Below are 18,889 nucleotides of genomic sequence, written 5' to 3' on the forward strand. Positions count from 1 at the left end.
CCCGTGCGGCGGATGGATTCGCTCATGCTCATGCTGCCTCTGAAAGTAGCGCGTGATAAAGATCGGCCTCGTTCAAGCGGTCCGCGCGATATTCGTTCGCGACGCGGCCTTTCTTCATCATCAGAATACGGTCGCAGTTCTGCAGCAGTTCGGGCAGGTCGTCGCTGATCAATATGATGCCGATGCCCTCCTTCGACAGCCGCTGCATGATGCGATAAATGATGTCCTTCGATCCCACATCGACGCCCACGGTCGGACCATGCAGGATCAGCACGCGCGGATCGATCGCGAGCCAGCGGCCGATCAGCACGCGCTGCTGGTTGCCGCCCGAAAGCGATTGCACCGGCTTGTCAACATCGGGCGTCGCGATCTGCAAGTCCTTCACGGTGCGCTCGGCAAGCTCTTGCGCACGCTTGCGATCGATCTGACCGAAGCGGTCGCGCAGGCTCGCGATCATCGCGGTGACGACGTTGTCGCGAATCGGCTTGTCGAGAAAAAGCCCTTCGTTCAGGCGGTCTTCGGGCACATAGCCGATACGTTGCGCCTTCGCATCCGCGGGCGAATGCAGACGCACGCGCATGCCGTCGAGCGTCACCGTGCCCGTGTCCGCAGGCGCGACGCCCGCAAGCGCACGCGCAAGTTCGTTGCGGCCCGAATCGAGCAGCCCCGTCACGCCGAGAATCTCGCCCTTGTGCAGCTTGAACGACACATCGGCGAACTGGCCCTTGCGGCCGAGACCTTGCACGTCGAGCACGATCTGCGACGCGGCTCCGTCATCTTCCGCGCGATAGCGTTCCGTCGACAGATGCTTGCCCGTCATGAGCTCGCTGATCTGCGCCTTCGTATAGTTTTCGATCGGACCTTGCGCCATCTTCTGGCCGTCGCGCAGCACGATCACTTCGCCGCCGATCGCATAGCACTCGTCGAGCTTGTGACTCACGAACAGCACGGCGACGCCATCCGCGCGCAAACGCGCAAGCACGGCGATGAGGTTATCGACTTCTTTCTGCGTGAGCGATGTCGTCGGCTCGTCCATGATGACGAACTTCGCTTCGCTCGCAATGGCGCGCGCGATCGCAACGAGCTGGCGCGTCGCGAGCGGCAGTTGCTCGATGAGCGTCTTCTGGAAATCCGCGTCGCCCGGCAGTCCGACGGCTTCTAGCGCACGCGCGGCGGTTTGTGCGAGCGCTTTGCGATCGAACGTGCGCGCGAGCTTGCCCGCATGTTCCGCGAGTTCGGATGTCAGCGCGACGTTCTCCGCGACGCTCATGTTCGGCAGCAGCGACAAGTCCTGATAAACGGTTTCGATGCCCGCTGAAAGCGATTCGAGCGGCGAAAGCTTCTTGTGACGCGCGCCTTCGATCACGAGCTCGCCTTCATCGGGCGGTTGCGCGCCCGAGATGATCTTGATGAGCGTGCTCTTGCCGCAACCGTTCTCGCCGAGCAAGTGATAGATCTGGCCGCGCTCGAACGAGAGGCTTACGCCACGCAGCGCATAGACGCCGGTGAAACGTTTATGGATATCGACGACTTCGAGGAGCGGTGTCATATCGTGTAGTCGAGCGAGGCACACCGCAGTGCGCCTCGCGAATGGCATCAGAAGTTGTATTGCTTGTAGTTCGACTTGTCGACATCGACCCAGCCGGTGCCGCGCACGATCACGCCCTTGCCCGGGCCCTTCGTGACCGTCACCTTGTTATAGCCGGTGATGCCGAGGTCTGCGCCGTTCTGCACTTCCTTGCCGTCGACGAGCATCTGCGCGACCTTGTTCATCGCGAGACCGGCGAGCTTCGGATCCCAGAACGCGATGCCGTTGATCGCGCCGCTTTCGAGGAACTTGGCCGCTTCCGTCGGCAAGCCGGTGCCGTACACGCAGATCTTCCCGACCTTGCCGGCCTCTTCGACCGCGCGGCCGATACCGATGACGTCGAGCGACGACGAACCCTGGAAGCCCGTCAGATCCGGATGCTTGCGCAGCACTTCCTTCGCGACCTGATACGCGCGCTCGCCATCGTTATTCGTTTCGAGCTTCGGTTCGACCAGATCCATCTTCGGATACTTGGCCTTCGCATTGCCGATGCCGCCATCGGCCCATTGCACCTGCGAGCGCGAGCCGAGCGAGCCGACCAGCACCGCCCACTTGCCCTGATTGTTCATGCACTTCGCGAGACGCTCGTTCAGGCCCGCGCCGTATGCGGTGTTGTCGAAGGCTTCGATGTCGACCATCGTGTTCTTCGCGTTGTCCGCTTCATGCGTGACAACCTTGATGCCCCGATCCATCGCTTTCTTGAGGGCGGGTTCGAGCGTCGGCGGATCGTAGGGCACTACCGCAATTGCCGTGACCTTCTTCGCGATCAGATCCTCGATGATCTTGAGTTGCTGCGCGGCGTCGGCGCGGCCCGGACCCGTCTGATATGCGTTGATGTTCGGATTCTCCTTGCCGAACTCCTTCACGCCTTCGTCCATGCGATTGAACCAGTTGATGCCGGTCACTTTCACGACCGTCACGATGGTTTCGTTGGTCGCGGCCTGCGCCGCTGCGATCGCGCCCGCCGCGAGTGCGATCGCGGTGAGTGCGGTGCCCAGTTTGCTCAGCTTCATTGCGTTGTCTCCTTTATCTATCCATTGGTCTCTTTGAACATCACACGCAACACTAACGTCCGGTCGATGCGGGCGGCGGTGGAACATTGCTCTTGGGCGCGGCTCCGCCGATGCCGAAGATCGCGCGCACGCGATCGCCGCCCGCGAATGCAAGCGATGCGAGCAGCAGGAAGCCCCAAGCGCAATCGCCGAAAAACTGCGATACGCCGAGCAGATTGAAGAGGCTCGACAGAAATTGCAACACGGTCGCGGCGAGAAACACGCAGACGATGCGTCCATAACCGCCCGCCGGATTCACGCCGCCCATCACCGCGATCAGGATCGCGATCAGCAGATACGAATTGCCGTAGTCCCACTTCGCGCTCGACGTATGCGTTGCGCTGATGAGACCCGCGAGCGAGGCGAGCACGCCGCACATCCCATACGTGAGAATCAGCATGCGCGCGCGCGGAATGCCCGCGTAGAACGCGGCCTTCGGGTTCGTGCCCATCAGATAGAGACGCAGGCCGAACGGCGTACGCTTCAGAATCCAGCCGAGCAGCAGAACCGCGGCGATGAAGATCCACAGTGAAATGGGCACTTGCAGGAAGGTGCCGTTGCCGATGTTCGACAGCGGATCGACGTATTCCACGCGCACGGATGCGCCGTTGCTCAACACCACCGCGATGCCGGTGAAGAGCAACTGCGTGCCGAGCGTGCAGAGAATCGGCGTGAGCTTCAGCTTCGCGATGACGACGCCATTGAGCAAGCCGCCGAGCGCACCCATCACCATGACGATGCATACGAATACCGCGGTATAGAGCGCGGGCGAATCGTCGGCGGAGACCATATGCGGCAGCATCATCGCGGCGACCATGCCGGAGAGATTCGCAAGGCCCACGCCCGACAGATCGATGCCGCCGTTGCCCGACACCATCGACAGCATGATGCCGAGCGCAAGCAGGCCGAGCTCGGGCAACTGGCCGCCCATCGACTGAAGATTGTCGATGTCGAGGAACTGGCCGTGCGACATCCACGTTGCGACGATCACCACGAGCACGTTCACGCCGATCAGAAAGTTGAACTGGCGATCCGCGAGCCACTTCGACGCTTTCATTGCGTGACGCTCCTTTCCGCTAGCAGCGCGTTGATTTCGTCGAGACGCGGCATCGACGGCGCGGTGCCCGGACGCGTCACCGAAATGCTCGCGAGCGCGCAGCCGAAGCGCACTGCATCCACAGGGCTTTCGCCGCGTGCGAGGGCCGCCGCGAAGCCGCCGGTGAAGCCATCGCCCGCGCCCGCCGTCTCGACGACGCGGCCGCATTCGAAAGCAGGCACGAGCGTCGATTCGTTCGACGTATGCAAGAGCGCGCCCGCTTCGCCGAGCGTGACGATCACGGCGCGTGCGCCTTTTTGGAGCAGTACGTTCGCGGCGCGGCGTGCGTCGTCCACCGAAGCGATCTCGATGCCGGTGAGCGCCTGCGCTTCGGTTTCGTTCGGCGTGATGTAGTCGCAAAGTGGATAGATATCGTCCGTCAGCGGCAAGGCGGGCGCGGGATTGAACACCGTCGTCACGCCATGTTTGCGCGCGAGTTCGAGTCCACGGCGCGCGGCCGGAATCGGTTGTTCGAGCTGCGTGACGAAGACGCCGGCACGCGCGATATCGTCTTCGATCGCATCGACGTCTTCGGGCGCGAGCGTGCCCGCAGCGCCCGCCGCGACGATGATCGCATTGCCGCCCGTGTTCTCATCGACATAGATATGCGCGGCACCCGTCGCGACATCGTTCATTACCGTTGCGCGCGATGTGATGCCTTCGGCGCTCCATGTCGCCTGCGCGATATCGCCGAACGCATCCGCGCCGATGCGGGTGCAGAAGATCACGTCCGCGCCCGCGCGTGCGGCGGCCACCGCCTGATTCGAGCCCTTGCCGCCCGGTCCCATCTGGAACGCGGAACCCGCGACCGTTTCGCCGAGCAGCGGCATGCGTTGCGCGCGAAACGCGAGGTCCGTCACATAGATGCCGAGAATGACGACGCTTTTCATCGCGTGCCTCCGTGCGCGGCTTCGGGCGCATCCGGCGCGAGTTGCACGCCCTTCTTGAAGATGAAGCAGCCATAGCCGCGCGCTTCGCCCGTCGCGATCACGCAATATGCGTTCTTCGCGCGCTCGTAGAACGCGAAGCGTTCGACCGGCGCGAAGGGCAGCGCGCGGCCTTCGGCATCGTCCACTTCGCGTTGGGCTTCGCGTTGCACGGCGGGCAAGGTAGTTGCATCGCCAACTATCTCCATGCGGCCCGCGGGATCGTCGACGAACGTATCGAGCGGCAGCACCGACAACACGGCGCGCACCGCACGCGGCGCGCTCACGCCGTCCATGCGCAGCACGCGGCCGAGCACCGTTTTACGCGCGACAGAGTCAGCGGGGAAATGGGCATCGCAGATCACCACTTCGTCGCCGTGGCCCATCGCGGCAAGCGCGTACAGGATATCGGCGTTCAAGAGCGGATCGATGTTCTTCAGCACAGCGTCTCCTCCATGCATGAGCGCGTTCCGTATCGGAATCGCGCCGAGTCAATTCCTTGATCAGTCTCCGTACGGCACCCAGATGTTCTTCACTTGCACCGCCTGTCGAAGGAAAGGCAGCCCTTCGCTTGCGGCATCGTGCCAGTCGAACACGCGGCCCTGATCGACGAACGTGCGCTTCAGATTGCCGATCGACTCGCGCTCCACCATCGCCGATAGCGACGCGCCGTGGAAGCACCAGAGCGCATCGACGTCATCGTGTTGCGCGAGCGTTTGAGCCAGCGAACGCGCGTCGCCGGTGACGATGTTCAGCGCGCCGCCCGGCACATCCGATGTCTCGACGACCTGATAGAAGTCCGTCGCCATCAGCGGACACGTCTCGCTCGGCACGACGACCACGCGATTGCCCAGCGCGAGCGCGGGCGCGACGAGGGACACGAACCCGAGCAACGGCGCTTCATCGGGACACACGATGCCGATCACGCCCAGCGCTTCGTGCATCGCCAGCGCGACGCCATGCAGCGGGGGCGCATGCACGGCGCCGTCGTACTTGTCGGCCCAGGCGGCATACGTGAAGAACCGCGCGATCGATGCATCGACTTCGCGCTTCGCATCGCGCTCGCTCGAACCGGCGCGCGTGACGAGCTGCTTCGCGAATTCATCGGCGCGTGCGCTCAGGTTTTCCGCGAGGTAGTACAGCACTTGCGCGCGGTTGTGCGCGCTCGCCGACGACCATTTCGTCATGCCGCGCGCGGCCGCGACCGCATTGCGTATGTCCTTGCGATTGCCTTCGCCCACTTCGCCGACGATCTCACCGGCGGGCGAATGCACGAGCCGCGAATAACCGCTGTCGGGCCGCGCCTGCTTGCCGGCGATGAAGAGCTTCGCCGTGCGATCGAGCGCACTCACATTGCCCGCATCGACGAGCGAATCCGGTTGCGCCTGCAACGATTTCGTTTCGCCGCGAACCGGAAGCTTGGCCCATGCGCGCGGCTTCAGGTATTCGTAGATGCCCTCGCGTCCGCCTTCGCGTCCGAAGCCCGACTCGCGATATCCGCCGAAGCCGACCGCCGCATCGAAGAGATTGGTCGCGTTGATCCACACGACGCCGCATTGCAGGCGCGGGGCGACGTCGAGCGCGCGGCTGATGTTCTCGCTCCACACGCTCGCGGCAAGGCCGTAGCGCGTGTTATTTGCGAGCGCAACGGCTTCTTCCGGCGTGCGGAAGCTCATCGTCACGAGCACGGGCCCGAAGATCTCTTCCTGCGCGAGCGTCGATGCGGGCGCGACGTTGGTGACGAGCGTCGGCGGAAAGAATGCACCGCTCTCGGGCAACGTGGCACGCGGCGATCGATAGACTTCGCAGCCTTCGCGCTCGCCCTTGTCGACGAGCGCGCGAATGCGTTCGAGCTGAATGTCGTCGACGACCGCGCTCATGTCGATGCCCTTATCCAGCGACGTGCCGACGCGCAGCGTATCCATGCGGCGCTTCAGCTTCTCGACGAAGCGCGCTTCGATGCCTTCCTGCACGAGCAGACGGGAGCCCGCGCAACACACTTGTCCCTGATTGAACCAGATCGCATCGACGACACCTTCGACGGCGCTGTCGATATCGGCATCGTCGAACACGATGAACGGCGACTTGCCGCCGAGTTCGAGCGTGAGCGACTTGCCCGAACCCGCCGTGCTCGCGCGAATCTGACGGCCCACTTCGGTCGATCCCGTGAATGCGATCTTCGCGACGCGTTGATGTTCGACGAGCGCCGCGCCCGTGCTGCCATCGCCGGTGACGATGTTGAGCACGCCCTTCGGCAAGCCCGCGCGATGCGCCAATTCAGCGAACAGCAACGCCGTCAACGACGTGAATTCCGCGGGCTTCAGCACGACGGTATTGCCGAGCGCGAGCGCCGGCGCGATCTTCCACGCGAGCATCAGCAGCGGGAAATTCCACGGCACGATCTGGCCGATCACGCCGAGCGGCGCCCAGTCCGCGAACTCCTTGTCCTGCAGTTGCGCCCATCCCGCGTGATGCAGAAAATGCCTTGCTACAAGGGGTATATCGATATCGCGCGACTCGCGGATCGGCTTGCCGTTGTCGAGCGATTCGAGCACGGCGAAGAGACGGCTGTGCCGCTGCACCATGCGCGAAAGCGCATAGAGATGACGCGCGCGCCCCGCTCCGCCGATGGCTTGCCAGCCTTCGAGCGCATCGTGCGCGGCTTGCACAGCGGCATCGACATCCGCTCCCGTGCCTTGCGCGATCGATGCGAGCACGCGGCCGGTCGCGGGTTCTCGTGAGTCGAAGCGCGCGGCGTCGTCGCTGTCGCGCCATGCGCCGTTGACGAAGTGACCGAAGCGCCCGTCATGCTGATCGAGCCATGCGCGCGCGGCGCGATCGTCTTCCGGTGCGGGTCCGTATTCCATCGAAGAGAAGTATTCGGCAACGCTCATGAGGCTGTTTAGTGAAGTCTGTTGGATCAGGCGACGGGATGGCGATTGAACGACGAATAACGTCCGCTCACATGGTGTTCGAGTTGGCGTTCGATATCCGCGAGCAGGCTCGATGCGCCGATGCGAAACAGATCCGCTTCGAGCCATTCGCGCCCGAGCTCTTCCTTCATGAGGATCTGATACTCGAGCACCGACTTCGCAGTCGACACGCCGCCCGCCGGCTTGAAGCCGATCATGACGCCCGTGCGCGCGAGATAGTCGCGGATCATCCGCACCATCACGAGCGACACGTCGAGCGTCGCGTTGACGCTTTCCTTGCCCGTCGATGTCTTGATGAAATCGGCGCCGGCCATCATGCAGATCATCGATGCCTTCGCGACATTCGACAGCGTGCGGATATCGCCGGTCGCGAGAATCGCCTTGACGTGCGCGTCGCCGCATGCCGCGCGGAAATCGCGCATCTCGTCGTAGAGCGCTTTCCAGTTACCCGTCAGCACATGCTCGCGCGTGACGACGATATCGATCTCGGACGCGCCATCTCTCACCGATGCTTCGATCTCGCGCAACTTCAGTTCGTGCGGATTGAGGCCAGCGGGAAAGCCCGTCGATACGGCCGCGACCGGAATGCCGCTGCCCTCGAGCGCGTTCACTGCCGTCCTGACGTAACGGTGATAGACGCACACCGCCCCCGTTTTGATCGACAGAGGCGGCATGCCGAGCGCGTCGAGCAGATCGTCGCGCAATGGACGGCGCGCCTTCGCACAGAGACGTTCGACGCGGCCATGCGTGTCGTCGCCGGAAAGCGTCGTGAGATCGATGCAGGTGATGGCCTTGAGCAGCCACGCCGCCTGCGCGTCTTTCTTGACCGCGCGGCGCGTGCCGAGCGTCGACGCGCGGCGCGTCACCGCCGACTGATTCACGCGCAGGCCGTCGAGCCAGGCGAGATCGAACGGCACGCCGGGATTGCGCGCGCTGGCGTGAACCTGGGCCTTGCCGGGCCACGCGACGATGGACTTCGATGCAGTTTCCAGCATGAGATCGGTATGCCGGCGTCTTGTGCGACGCACAACAGTTTTTGATAGATTGATCTCAGTTTATAGCATTCTTGTTAGGATCGTGACATAGGGAAAGTTCGGAGACGACCGCGCCGAGTCTCACTCTTCCGTGCAAACCCTCGGTTGACGTCTTTGCGTTCATCGACGCAAACTTGAAGCGCTTCAAATCCAATCGATCAACCCAAACAGAGCAAATTCGGCAACGCGACCGAACTTTCTTGCTTTCGATTTGAAGCGCTTCAATTTCGAACGATACAAGGAGACACCGCATGTCCTCGCACTTTCCCCGCACTGTCCTGCGCGCGCTCGCCGCCGCGTGCGTCGCAGCATCGAGTCTCACTGCCGCGCACGCCGCCGACATCAAGATCGGCGCGCTCTTCCCCTTCAGCGGCGGACTCGCGCTGCTCGGCGACGAAAGCTATCGCGGCGTGCAACTCGCCGTCGACGAGCGCAACGCGGCGGGCGGCATCAACGGCGAGAAAGTGGTGCTCGTCAAGGCCGATGCCGTCGATGCCAATCAGGCCGTCGGCGAAGCGCGGCGTCTGACGTCGGTGGAAAACGTGTCGGCGGTGTTCGGAAGTTATTCGTCGGCGGTGTCGTCGGCGGCGACGCAAGTGACCGAGCTCGCGGGCGTGCCGTTCTTCGAACTCGGCGCGACGGCGGACACCATCACGAGCCGCGGCTTCAAGTATCTGTATCGCAGCAACTCGACCACGAAGACCTTCGCGGACGGCACGCTCGAAGCGCTGACCAAGGTCGTCGCGCCGCAACTCAAGGTGGATCCGAAGACGCTGAAGATCGCGATCATCGCGGAAGACGGGCCGTACGGCACGCTCGTCTCCGGCTTTCAGAAGGAAGGCGCGAAGAAGCTCGGTCTGAACGTCGTGCAGGTGCTGCCGTATTCGGCGAAGAGCGTCGATCTGTCGTCGCTGATTCTGCGTCTGAAGGGCGCGGACGTCGATATCGTGCTGCAGACCTCGTATCAGAACGACTCGATCCTGTTCTTCCGCCAGGCCGCGCAGGCCGGCTTCAAGCCGAAGGCGGTCATCGGCGCGGGCGGCGGCTATTCGCTGTCGGATACGGCCAAGGCCGTCGGCGCGCAAATGAACGGCGTATATGACATCGACTTCCCGCAAGTCGCGATGAACGAGAAAGGCGCACCCGGCCTCGAAACATTCACCACCGAATATCAGAAGCACTTCGGCATGGCGCCGCGCTCGGGCCATAGCCTCGTGAACTATGTCGGCGCGAAAGCGTTCCTCGATGTGCTCGCCAACGCGAAATCCACCGACAAGGACAAGATCCGCGCCGCCGTGCTCGCCTACAAGAAGCCGACGGGCACGACCGCCGCTGGCTGGGGCTTCCAGTTCGCCGACAACGGCCAGAACCAGCTCGCGACCACCAACGTGATGCAGTGGCAAGGCGGCAAGCTCGTCACCGTCTATCCGGAAGCGGTCGCGATCGCGAAGCCCGTCGCGGCGCAGTAAAACCGCCGCTGTCGACCCGCATTTCTCTTTCACTCGAACCGTGCGGCGCGTGACACGCGCTGCGCGGTGTCCAGGAAACGAGCATGTCCATTCTTCTGCAACTTCTGGTCAACGGCCTGTTGCTGGGCGGCGCGTACGCGATCATCAGCATCGGCCTCACGCTGATCTTCGGCGTCGTGCGCGTGGTCAACTTCGCGCACGGCGAGCTGCTGATGGTCGGCATGTACGCCGTCTGGCTGCTCGCCGCGAAGCTCGGCTGGCATCCGTATGTGTCGGCGGTGCCGGTCGCGCTGCTGCTCTTCGCATTCGGCGTGCTGATCCAGCGCTTCATCATCCAGCCGCTGCTTTCCGCCGACGCGCACATTCAGATTTTCGCGACCGTCGGCGTGTCGACCGCGCTCGTGAATCTCGCGCTGATGATCTTCGGCGCGGACGTGCATCCCGTCGATGTGAGCTTCGGCACCGAGCATCTGCAGTTCGGCGACATCAACATCGTGAGCGGGCAACTGATCACGTTTGCCGCCGCGCTCGCGGTCGCGGGCGGGCTGCATCTGTTCCTGCAACGCACCTACACCGGTCGCGCGTTTCGCGCGGTGGCGCAACATCGCTACGCGGCCTCGCTGATGGGCGTCAACGTGAAGACGACGTACGTGCTCGCGTTCGGCATCGGCGCGGCGCTGGTCGGGCTCGCGTCGGGCTTGCTGGTCGCGCAGTATCCGGTGTTCCCGACCGTCGGCCAGTACTTCGTGCTGACCGCGTTCGTCATCGTCGTGCTGGGCGGTCTCGGCAGCTTGCCGGGCGCGCTCGTCGGCTCGATCGTGATCGGGCTCATCGACAGTCTCGCGGGCTACTACATCTCGCCCGACATGAAGGAAGTCGTCTACTTCGCGATCTTCCTCGTGATTCTTGTGGTGCGCCCGACCGGTCTCTTCGGTCTCGGACGCGGCTCCGAATAACGTTCAGCGAGGCATTCGATGTTTCCCAATCTCCTGCATCCGCGCGGCTACATGGGCGCGCTGGCGCTCGTCGCGCTGCTCGCCGTGCCGTTCGCGCTGCAATCGCCGTTCGCGTTTCACCTGGCCGTGCTCGTGTGCATCTTCGGCGCGCTCGCGACGGCGTGGAATATCGTCGGCGGATTCGCCGGGCAGTTGTCGCTCGGACACGCGGTGTTCTACGGCATCGGCTCGTACGCGGCGACGCTGCTCGTCATCAACTTCGGCATCACGCCGTGGCTCGGCATGTTCGCGGGCGCGGTGATCTCGGCGATGGCGGCGATCGTCATCGCGTATCCGACGCTGCGTCTGCGCGGACCGTTCTTCGCGCTCGCCACGATCGCGTTCCTCGAAGTGTGCCGCCTGCTCACGGTGCACGAGGAAAGCTGGACGGGCGGCTCGGCGGGCCTGAACGTGCCGCTCAACATCGGCCTGCAATGGATGGTGTTCCGCGAAAAGTGGGCGTATCTGCTGATCGCGTTCGGCTTTCTTCTGGTGACGTTGTGGGCCGCGTGGCTCATCCGCCGCTCGCGCTTCGGCTTCTACCTGATCGCCGTGCGCGAACGTGAAGATGCGGCGCGCGCGGTCGGCGTGAACGCGGTGAAGGTGAAGATCGGCGCGGCGGTGATCTCGGCGGTGCTGACGAGTCTCATCGGCTCTTTCCACGCGATGTATCTCACCTTCATCGATCCGTCCGCGGCGTTCTCGCTGGAACTGTCGGTGCAGATCGCGATGTTCGCGCTGATCGGCGGACTCGGCAGCGTCGCCGGGCCGCTCGCGGGCACCGTCCTCGTGCTGCCGATCGCCGAGCTTGCGCGCGGCTGGCTCAGCTCGTTCGGCAGCGGCACGCACGGCTTCGTCTACGGTGTCGTGTTGGTGCTCGTCGTGCTGTTCATTCCGCGCGGACTCGTCGGGCATCTGGGCGGCTTCGTGCTGCGCTTCATCGACCGTCTGCCCGGCGCGCGCACGCCGCCGCCCGCACGGGCGAAGTCGATCGCGCCCGCCGATGCGTTGCCGCTCGGCACGCCGCTGCTCGTCGCGGAGCATCTGAAGAAGCGCTTCGGCGGACTCGTCGCGACCGACGATGTTTCCCTCACGCTGCACGCCGGCGAGATTCTCGGTGTGATCGGCCCGAACGGCGCGGGCAAGACGACGGTCTTCAATCAGCTTTCGGGCTTCATCCGGCCGAACGAAGGCATCGTGAAGATTCGCCTCGCCGATGGCACCTGGGCCGAACCGCGCACGCCCGATGCGTTCGCGAAGGACGGCGTCGGCCGTACGTTCCAGATCGCGCAGCCGTTCGCGGGTCTCTCGGTGCTGGAGAACATCATGCTCGGCGCGTTCATGCATACGCGGGTCCGCGTCGAAGCGGAATCGATCGCACGCGAAGTCGCGGAGATCACCGATCTCACGTCCTTGCTCGATACCGAAGCGCGCAGCCTCACGGTCGGCGGCATGAAGCGTCTCGAAGTGGCGCGCGCGCTCGCCACGCGCCCGCGCGCGCTTCTGCTCGACGAAGTGATGGCCGGTCTCAATCCCGCCGACATCGCGCGCGCGATCAACATGGTGCGGCGCATCCGCGATTCGGGAATCGCCGTGCTGATGATCGAGCACATGATGCAGGCGACGATGGCGCTGTCGGACCGCATCATCGTCATCAATGCCGGGCGCATGCTGAAGGAAGGCAAGCCGTCCGATGTCGTCAACGATCCTGAGGTGATTCAGGCCTATCTCGGCAAGGGGTATCTCGATGCTCAAGCTGCATAACGTCTCGGCCGGCTACGGCAAGAGCGAAGTTCTGCGCGGCGTCTCGCTCGATGTGCAGGAAGGCGAGATCGTCACGCTCGTCGGCGCGAACGGCGCGGGCAAGACCACGACGCTGAAGACGCTATGCGGAATCGTCGCGGCGCGCGGCGGCAGCATCGCGTTTCAGGGACAGGAACTCGTCGGCAAGTCCTCGCACGACATCGTCGCGATGGGCGTCACGATGATTCCCGAAGGCCGTCAGCTCTTCCCGTTCCTGAGCGTCGAAGAGAACCTGCTGATGGGCGCGTTTCGTCACGCCGCACGAAGCGCGCGGCGCGAACGCATGGACGAAGTGCTCGAGCTCTTTCCGCGCGTGCGCGAGCGTCTCACGCAACTTGCCGGATCGCTGTCGGGCGGCGAGCAGCAGATGGTCGCCATCGCGCGCGGCATGATGTCCGCGCCGAAGCTCCTGATCTTCGACGAACCGTCGCTCGGTCTTTCGCCCTTGCTCGTCGAGCAGATGTTCGAAGTCGTCGGCACGGTCGCGGCGCGCGGCGTGACGGTGCTGCTCGTCGAACAGAACGTGTTCCACACGCTCAAGCTCGCGAACCGCGGATACGTGCTCGAAAACGGCGCCATCGCGCTTTCCGGAACGGGCGCAGAATTGCTCGATAGTCCCCACGTGCGGCGCGCCTATCTCGGTCATTGATTCAGCGAACCGGCGCATCGCATCCAGAAACCACGGAGATTAAAACTCATGCAAATCGAAGTGAAACCCGACGAACAAGTCATCGCCTATCAGTTGCCGCAAGTGCCGTACATGTCGAAGGATCTCGTGCACGGCGGCGTCATGACCGACTGGCTCGAAGACGACAACCTGTGGGTGCCCGCGACCGAAACCGTGTCGTTCAAGCCGCTCATTCTCAACGCGAGCCAGGGCTATTACGTGAATCTGCTGCGCGTGCGCCGCAGCGGCGTGATCTCGCGGCATCGTCATAGCGGCGCCGTTCATGCGATGGTGCTCAAGGGCCGCTGGTACTACCTCGAACACGACTGGGTCGCGGAGCAAGGCGGCTATGCGTTCGAGCCCGCGGGCGAAACGCACACGCTCTTCGTGCCCGAAGACGTGCCCGAGATGATTACCTGGTTCCATGTCACGGGCGGCTATACCTATGTCGATCCGCAAGGCGTCGCGCAGGGTTACGAAGACGTCTTCACGAAGATCGAGGCGGCGCGCCGGCACTATGCGTCGATCGGTCTGCCCGCCGATTACATCGAATCCATCATCCGATGAACGCCATGACATCCACTCTTCCCGCATCGATGCAATACGTCGACCACGGCGCGGGCGGCGCGCCCGACTGCATGCGGCTCGCGCAGGGACCCCTGCCCTCGCCCGGCCCGAACGACGTGCTGATCGAAGTCGCCTACGCAGGCGTGAACCGACCCGACGTGCTGCAACGCTCGGGTTCGTATCCGCCGCCGCCGGGCGCATCGCCGCATCTGGGACTCGAGGTGTCGGGGCGCATCGTCGCGACGGGCGCGGAGGTCACGCAATGGCGCGCCGGCGATGAAGTCTGCGCGCTCGTGCCCGGCGGCGGCTACGCGCAATACTGCATCACGGATGCATCGCATTGTCTGCCGCTGCCCAAAGGTTTCACGCTGCTGCAGGCCGCGGCCTTGCCCGAAACGTACTTCACCGTCTGGACCAACGTGTTCGAGCGCGGCCGCCTGCAGGCGGGCGAAACGTTTCTCGTGCACGGCGGATCGAGCGGCATCGGACTGACGGCGATCCAGCTCGCGCACGCATTCGGCGCGCGCGTCGTCACGACCGTCGGCAATGCGGAAAAAGCGCAGGCCTGTCGCGAAGCGGGCGCGGATCATACGATCAACTATCGCGACGAAGATTTCGTCGATGCCATCGCGACTCTCACCGATGGAAAAGGCGTCGACATCATCCTCGACATGGTCGGCGGCGACTACATCGCGCGCAATATCCGCGCGCTCGCGCTCGAAGGCCGGCTCGTGCAGATCGCGTTTCTCGAAGGCAGCCGCATCGAACTGGATGCCATGCCGATCATGCTGCGCCGTCTCACCTTTACCGGATCGACTCTGCGCGCGCGCAGCATCGAACAGAAAGCGGCGATCGCGAAAGCGCTGCACGCGCACGTCTGGCCGCTGCTCGAAGCGGGCCGCGCGCTGCCCGTGATTCATCGCGTGCTGCCGCTCGCCGACGTCGCGGCCGCGCACGCGCTGATGGAATCGAGCAGGCATATCGGCAAAATCATGCTAAAAGTGGGAGACCAATAACGTGCGGCACGACAAGCGTGTGGTCCTGGTGACGGGCGGCAGCGGCGGCATCGGCGAGGCGCTCGTCGAGCGCTATGCGCGCGATGGCGCGGCCGTCGGCATCGTCGATGTCAACGAAGAAACAGGCGCGGCGCTCGCAAGACGTCTCGCCGATGCGGGCCTGCGCGTGCATTTCGCCCATGCCGACGTCGGCGATTTCGCCGCGTGCGAAGCCGCGTGCCGTGCGATCGAGGCCGCGCTCGGTCCGGTCGATACGCTCGTCAACAACGCGGGCATTTCGCCGAAACACGCGGGCAAGCCGATGCCCGTCTGGCAGATGTCGCCCGACGAATGGCGCCGCGTGATGGACGTGAACGTGAACAGCGTCTTCAACTTCTGCCGCATTCTTGCGCCGGGCATGGTGGAGCGGCGCTTCGGACGCATCGTGTCGATGTCGTCGGTGGCGGGCAAGGCGTACCTCGACATCGTCGCCGCGCATTACAGCACGACGAAAGCCGCGCTGATCGGCATGACGCGGCATCTCGCGGGGGAGCTCGGGCCGCACGGCATCACGGTGAACGCGATCGCGCCGGGGCGCATCGATACGCCGCTCGTTCGCGGCGTCGCGCGGGAGGCCAACGAAAAGGTCGCGCAAGAAACGCCGTTGCGGCGGCTCGGCGCGCCCGACGAAGTGGCATCGACGTGCCTGTTCCTCACATCCGATGAAGCCGCGTTCGTCACCGGCCAGGTGATCGACGTGGCCGGCGGATGGCTGATGACATGACGACGCACGCGCCGTTGAGAACCATCGGCTTTCCGGGGCGATACACGCAAGGGCCGGGCGCGTTGTCCGCGCTCGGATCGACGCTCGCGGAACTCGGCGCGCGACGCGCGTTCGTGCTCGTCGATGGCGCGGTCATCGATCGCGTGTCGGCGCAAGTCACGCGATCGATCGAAGACGCGCACATCGTCACGTTTCCCGGCGAATGCACGGCCGCGGTCATCGCGAAGCTGAGCGACGATGCGCGCGAACTCAACGCGGATGCCGTCGTGGCCATCGGCGGCGGCAAGACGATCGACTCGGCGAAAGGCGTCGCCCGGGCGCTGAACGTGCCGATCGTGATCGCGCCGTCCGCCGCTTCGAGCGATGCGCCGACGAGCCGCCTCATCATCCTGTACGACGACGCGCATCGCGTCGCGGGCATCGACATGTTGCCGCGCAATCCGGACGCGGTGATCGTCGATACCGCGTTGATCGCCGCCGCGCCCGCGCGTCTCTTCGCGGCCGGCATCGGCGATGCGCTCAGCAAGAAGTACGAAGCCGCGCAATGCCAACGCGCCGATGGCCTGAACTCGTACGGCACGCCGCCGCTGCCGGGCGCGCTGCTGCTCACGCGCGCGACGCTCGCGATCCTGCTCGAAGACGGCGCGCGCGCCTACGCCGACATCCGGCGCGGCGAACTCACCGATGCCGTCGAACGCGTGATCGAAGCGACCGTGCTGTTGAGCGGCGTCGGCTTCGAGAGCGGCGGCCTGTCGCTCGCGCATGCGCTGATCCGCGGACTCACGGCGATTCCCGCGATGGCCTCGATGATGCACGGCGAACTGGTCGCCTTCGGCACGCTTGTACAATTGTTCGTCGAAGATACATCGCCCGAAGAGATCGAACCGTTGGCCACGCTCATGACCGCAACCGGATTGCCGCTCACGCTCGCACAACTGGGGCAGCACGCCCCGCTTACATCGGCACAGCAAACGCTCATCGCAAACGCCACGCTCGCCACGCGCTATAGCCGGCACATGTCGCCGCCGCTGACGGCTGCGCGGCTGATCGAAGGCATCGCCCGCGCCGATGCCTATGGACGCGCGCGCAGCCCATCATGAAACCCACGCGCGCTACGCTCGCGGATGTCGCGCGGCTGGCGGGCGTCTCGCTCGGCAGCGCGTCGCGCGCCTTGTCCGTGCCGGATCAGGTCAAGCCGCGAACGCTCGCCAATGTGCAGCGCGCGGTCGAACAGCTCGGCTACGTGCGCAACGGCGCGGCGCAGGCGCTTGCCTCGCGCAAGACGCGCACGGTCGCGGCCATCTATCCCACGCTCAACAATCCCATTTACGCCGATTCGATTCAGGCGCTTCAGCAGACGTTATGGGGTTATGGGTATCAGTTGCTGATCGCGAGTCACGAATACAAACCGGCGCGCGAACTCGAATTGCTCCGTGCGATTCTGGAACGCGGCGTCGACGGGCTCGTGCTCGTCGGCACCGATCATCCGCCTGAAGTTTTCGAACTCACGCGCCTGTACGCGTTGCCTTATGTTCTGACGTGGTCGGTGGATGAAACGCAGTATCCGCATTGCGTGGGCTTTTCCAATTTCGACGCGGCTTACCGGCTGGCGAAACGCATCGTCGGATTCGGGCATCGGCATGTCGCGATGTGCGGCGGCTCGACCTTCGGCAACGAACGCGTGCGCGCACGGCAGGCCGGCACGCGCGCCGCGCTCAGGGAAGCGGGATTGGATCTGAGACCCGAATGGATCGTCGAAGCGCCGTTCACCTTTGAAGGCGGCAGGCAGGCGCTGCGCGAACTGTGGGACGGCGAAGCGCGGCCCAGCGTGGTCATCTGCGGCACCGATCTACAGGCAATCGGTCTGCTGGACGAATGCCGCGCGAAGGGCATTCGGGTTCCCGACGATCTCTCGGTAACGGGCTTCGACGATATCGAACAGGCGCGGCTCACCCAGCCGCCGCTCACGACGGTACGCGTTCCGTCGCTGGAGATCGGCACGCGCGCCGCGCGGCATCTCATGGCGCTGATCGACGGCAAGGACGGCGACAACGAGCTCGTGCTCGATGCGCCCGTCGTGGAACGCGGCACGCTGGCCAAACCCGCGGCCTGAACGCATCGTTCCGATTTTTGGTTTCATCGCCCGCGATGCGTCGTAGGCCCGCTCTTTGCTCGTCATCGTGACACCCCACATTCCGAAAAGGAGATCACGATGCCGCGCCAACCCTCCACCCAGCCGACGACCACCGCCCCGTCCGGCGCCGCCCGCAGCCAGGACGCGATTCAGGTGCTGACCGACGATCATCGCGCCGTGCAAAAGCTGTTCGACGCGTTCGAAAAAGCGGAGAAAGACGATCTCGACGCGAAAGCCACGCTCGTGCGCCGCGCCTGCGAAGAACTGACGGTTCACGCGATGATCGAAGAAGAGTTGTTGTACCCGGCCGCGCAGGAAGCGCTGGACGAAGACGACCGGCCCGATGTCGAAGAGGCTTACGTCGAGCACTATCTCGTCAAGGTGCTGATCGAGAAGTTCACGCAGCTGAAGCCGTCCGACAAGGGTTTCGACGCCACGTTCAAGGTGCTGTCCGAAATGGTGAATCACCATATCGAAGAAGAAGAATCGGAACTGTTTCCGAAATTGCGCAAGTCCGGAGCCGATCTGGACGCGCTCGGCAGCAAGCTGATGCAGCGCAAGGAACAGCTCGAAGCGAAAATCCCGAAGGACGCAGGCGATAACACGATGCGCCTGCATTGACGCTCTTGAGCGCGCACCGGAGCCGAATCATGAAAAACCCCTGGGCGAAGAAGAACCCTTTCCTCAGCATGTGGCTTTCCGGTGCGAACGCGGTCATCGGGGCGACGCGCGGCCGCGCGACCACGCAAGCGAAACGGCGAGCGTCGACTCTTTTGACGGCCGCGCTCACGCCGCCGCGCAAGCCGAAGAAGCGGCGCGCGCGGCGTTGAACACCATTCATCCGCG

18 protein-coding genes are annotated in these 18,889 nt (G+C 64.3%); 11 read left to right on the plus strand and 7 right to left on the minus strand.

What is annotated here, in order from left to right; translation table 11 throughout:
- Positions 1-28: 28 nt before the first annotated feature.
- From NCT05_RS23170 to deoC, 7 genes are read right to left on the minus strand one after another with little or no spacing between them, the layout of a single operon-like run.
- Positions 29-1,549, minus strand: a complete 1,521-nt coding sequence (locus NCT05_RS23170) for a sugar ABC transporter ATP-binding protein (protein ID WP_250503255.1) — start codon at positions 1,547-1,549, stop codon at positions 29-31.
- A gap of 47 nt (positions 1,550-1,596) precedes the next feature.
- Positions 1,597-2,601, minus strand: a complete 1,005-nt coding sequence (locus tag NCT05_RS23175) for a substrate-binding domain-containing protein (RefSeq protein WP_250436582.1) — start codon at positions 2,599-2,601, stop codon at positions 1,597-1,599.
- Between the two features lie 52 nt (positions 2,602-2,653).
- The gene (locus tag NCT05_RS23180) at positions 2,654-3,697 is read right to left on the minus strand and encodes an ABC transporter permease (RefSeq protein ID WP_008348180.1); all 1,044 of its coding nucleotides are present in this window, start codon (positions 3,695-3,697) and stop codon (positions 2,654-2,656) included.
- Positions 3,694-4,626, minus strand: coding sequence for a ribokinase (gene rbsK, locus NCT05_RS23185; RefSeq protein WP_250503256.1), 933 nt, complete (start codon positions 4,624-4,626; stop codon positions 3,694-3,696). Before rbsK ends, NCT05_RS23180 begins: the two co-directional genes overlap by 4 nt.
- A complete protein-coding gene (locus tag NCT05_RS23190; RefSeq protein WP_008348185.1) occupies positions 4,623-5,105 on the minus strand; it encodes an RbsD/FucU family protein in 483 nt (160 codons plus the stop codon). The genes rbsK and NCT05_RS23190 overlap by 4 nt, the downstream gene beginning before the upstream one ends.
- Before the next feature lie 60 nt (positions 5,106-5,165).
- The gene (locus NCT05_RS23195; RefSeq protein WP_250503257.1) at positions 5,166-7,556 is read right to left on the minus strand and encodes an aldehyde dehydrogenase family protein; all 2,391 of its coding nucleotides are present in this window, start codon (positions 7,554-7,556) and stop codon (positions 5,166-5,168) included.
- A 26-nt stretch (positions 7,557-7,582) separates the two neighbouring features.
- Positions 7,583-8,590 (minus strand): deoxyribose-phosphate aldolase, encoded by a 1,008-nt coding sequence (gene deoC / locus NCT05_RS23200; protein WP_250436587.1) that lies wholly within the window; start codon positions 8,588-8,590, stop codon positions 7,583-7,585.
- A 290-nt stretch (positions 8,591-8,880) separates the two neighbouring features.
- On the opposite strand from deoC, the gene NCT05_RS23205 reads away from it, so the two are divergent.
- The 11 genes from NCT05_RS23205 (at position 8,881) to NCT05_RS23255 (ending at position 18,873) form a co-directional block, all read left to right on the plus strand.
- On the plus strand, positions 8,881-10,098 hold the full coding sequence (locus NCT05_RS23205) for an ABC transporter substrate-binding protein (protein WP_250503258.1): 1,218 nt from the start codon (positions 8,881-8,883) through the stop codon (positions 10,096-10,098).
- 83 nt (positions 10,099-10,181) lie between these two features.
- Positions 10,182-11,054 carry a branched-chain amino acid ABC transporter permease gene (locus NCT05_RS23210; protein ID WP_034470891.1) on the plus strand — a complete coding sequence of 291 codons (873 nt, stop codon included), beginning with the start codon at positions 10,182-10,184 and terminating at the stop codon, positions 11,052-11,054.
- A gap of 18 nt (positions 11,055-11,072) precedes the next feature.
- Positions 11,073-12,857 carry a branched-chain amino acid ABC transporter ATP-binding protein/permease gene (locus NCT05_RS23215; RefSeq protein WP_008348195.1) on the plus strand — a complete coding sequence of 595 codons (1,785 nt, stop codon included), beginning with the start codon at positions 11,073-11,075 and terminating at the stop codon, positions 12,855-12,857.
- Positions 12,841-13,545 (plus strand): ABC transporter ATP-binding protein, encoded by a 705-nt coding sequence (locus NCT05_RS23220; RefSeq protein ID WP_250503259.1) that lies wholly within the window; start codon positions 12,841-12,843, stop codon positions 13,543-13,545. Before NCT05_RS23215 ends, NCT05_RS23220 begins: the two co-directional genes overlap by 17 nt.
- A 48-nt stretch (positions 13,546-13,593) precedes the next feature.
- Positions 13,594-14,130: a 2,4'-dihydroxyacetophenone dioxygenase family protein gene (locus NCT05_RS23225; protein WP_250503260.1), complete on the plus strand. Its 537-nt coding sequence runs from the start codon at positions 13,594-13,596 to the stop codon at positions 14,128-14,130.
- Complete coding sequence (locus NCT05_RS23230; protein WP_250503261.1) at positions 14,127-15,146, plus strand: NAD(P)H-quinone oxidoreductase; 1,020 nt, start codon at positions 14,127-14,129, stop codon at positions 15,144-15,146. The genes NCT05_RS23225 and NCT05_RS23230 overlap by 4 nt, the downstream gene beginning before the upstream one ends.
- A gap of 1 nt (position 15,147) precedes the next feature.
- The gene (locus NCT05_RS23235) at positions 15,148-15,909 is read left to right on the plus strand and encodes an SDR family oxidoreductase (RefSeq protein ID WP_239294834.1); all 762 of its coding nucleotides are present in this window, start codon (positions 15,148-15,150) and stop codon (positions 15,907-15,909) included.
- Positions 15,906-17,009, plus strand: a complete 1,104-nt coding sequence (locus NCT05_RS23240) for a glycerol dehydrogenase (RefSeq protein ID WP_008348204.1) — start codon at positions 15,906-15,908, stop codon at positions 17,007-17,009. The genes NCT05_RS23235 and NCT05_RS23240 overlap by 4 nt, the downstream gene beginning before the upstream one ends.
- Positions 17,006-18,022, plus strand: coding sequence for a LacI family DNA-binding transcriptional regulator (locus NCT05_RS23245; protein WP_250503262.1), 1,017 nt, complete (start codon positions 17,006-17,008; stop codon positions 18,020-18,022). Before NCT05_RS23240 ends, NCT05_RS23245 begins: the two co-directional genes overlap by 4 nt.
- Positions 18,023-18,121: 99 nt before the next feature.
- Positions 18,122-18,664, plus strand: coding sequence for a hemerythrin domain-containing protein (locus NCT05_RS23250; RefSeq protein WP_250436603.1), 543 nt, complete (start codon positions 18,122-18,124; stop codon positions 18,662-18,664).
- A 29-nt stretch (positions 18,665-18,693) separates the two neighbouring features.
- Entirely contained in the window at positions 18,694-18,873 is a 180-nt protein-coding gene (locus NCT05_RS23255) for a hypothetical protein (protein WP_250436606.1), read from the plus strand.
- Positions 18,874-18,889 lie beyond the last annotated feature (16 nt).

The sequence above is a fragment of the Caballeronia sp. AZ7_KS35 genome (assembly GCF_023631045.1).
GTDB classification, from domain to species: Bacteria; Pseudomonadota; Gammaproteobacteria; order Burkholderiales; family Burkholderiaceae; genus Caballeronia; species Caballeronia zhejiangensis.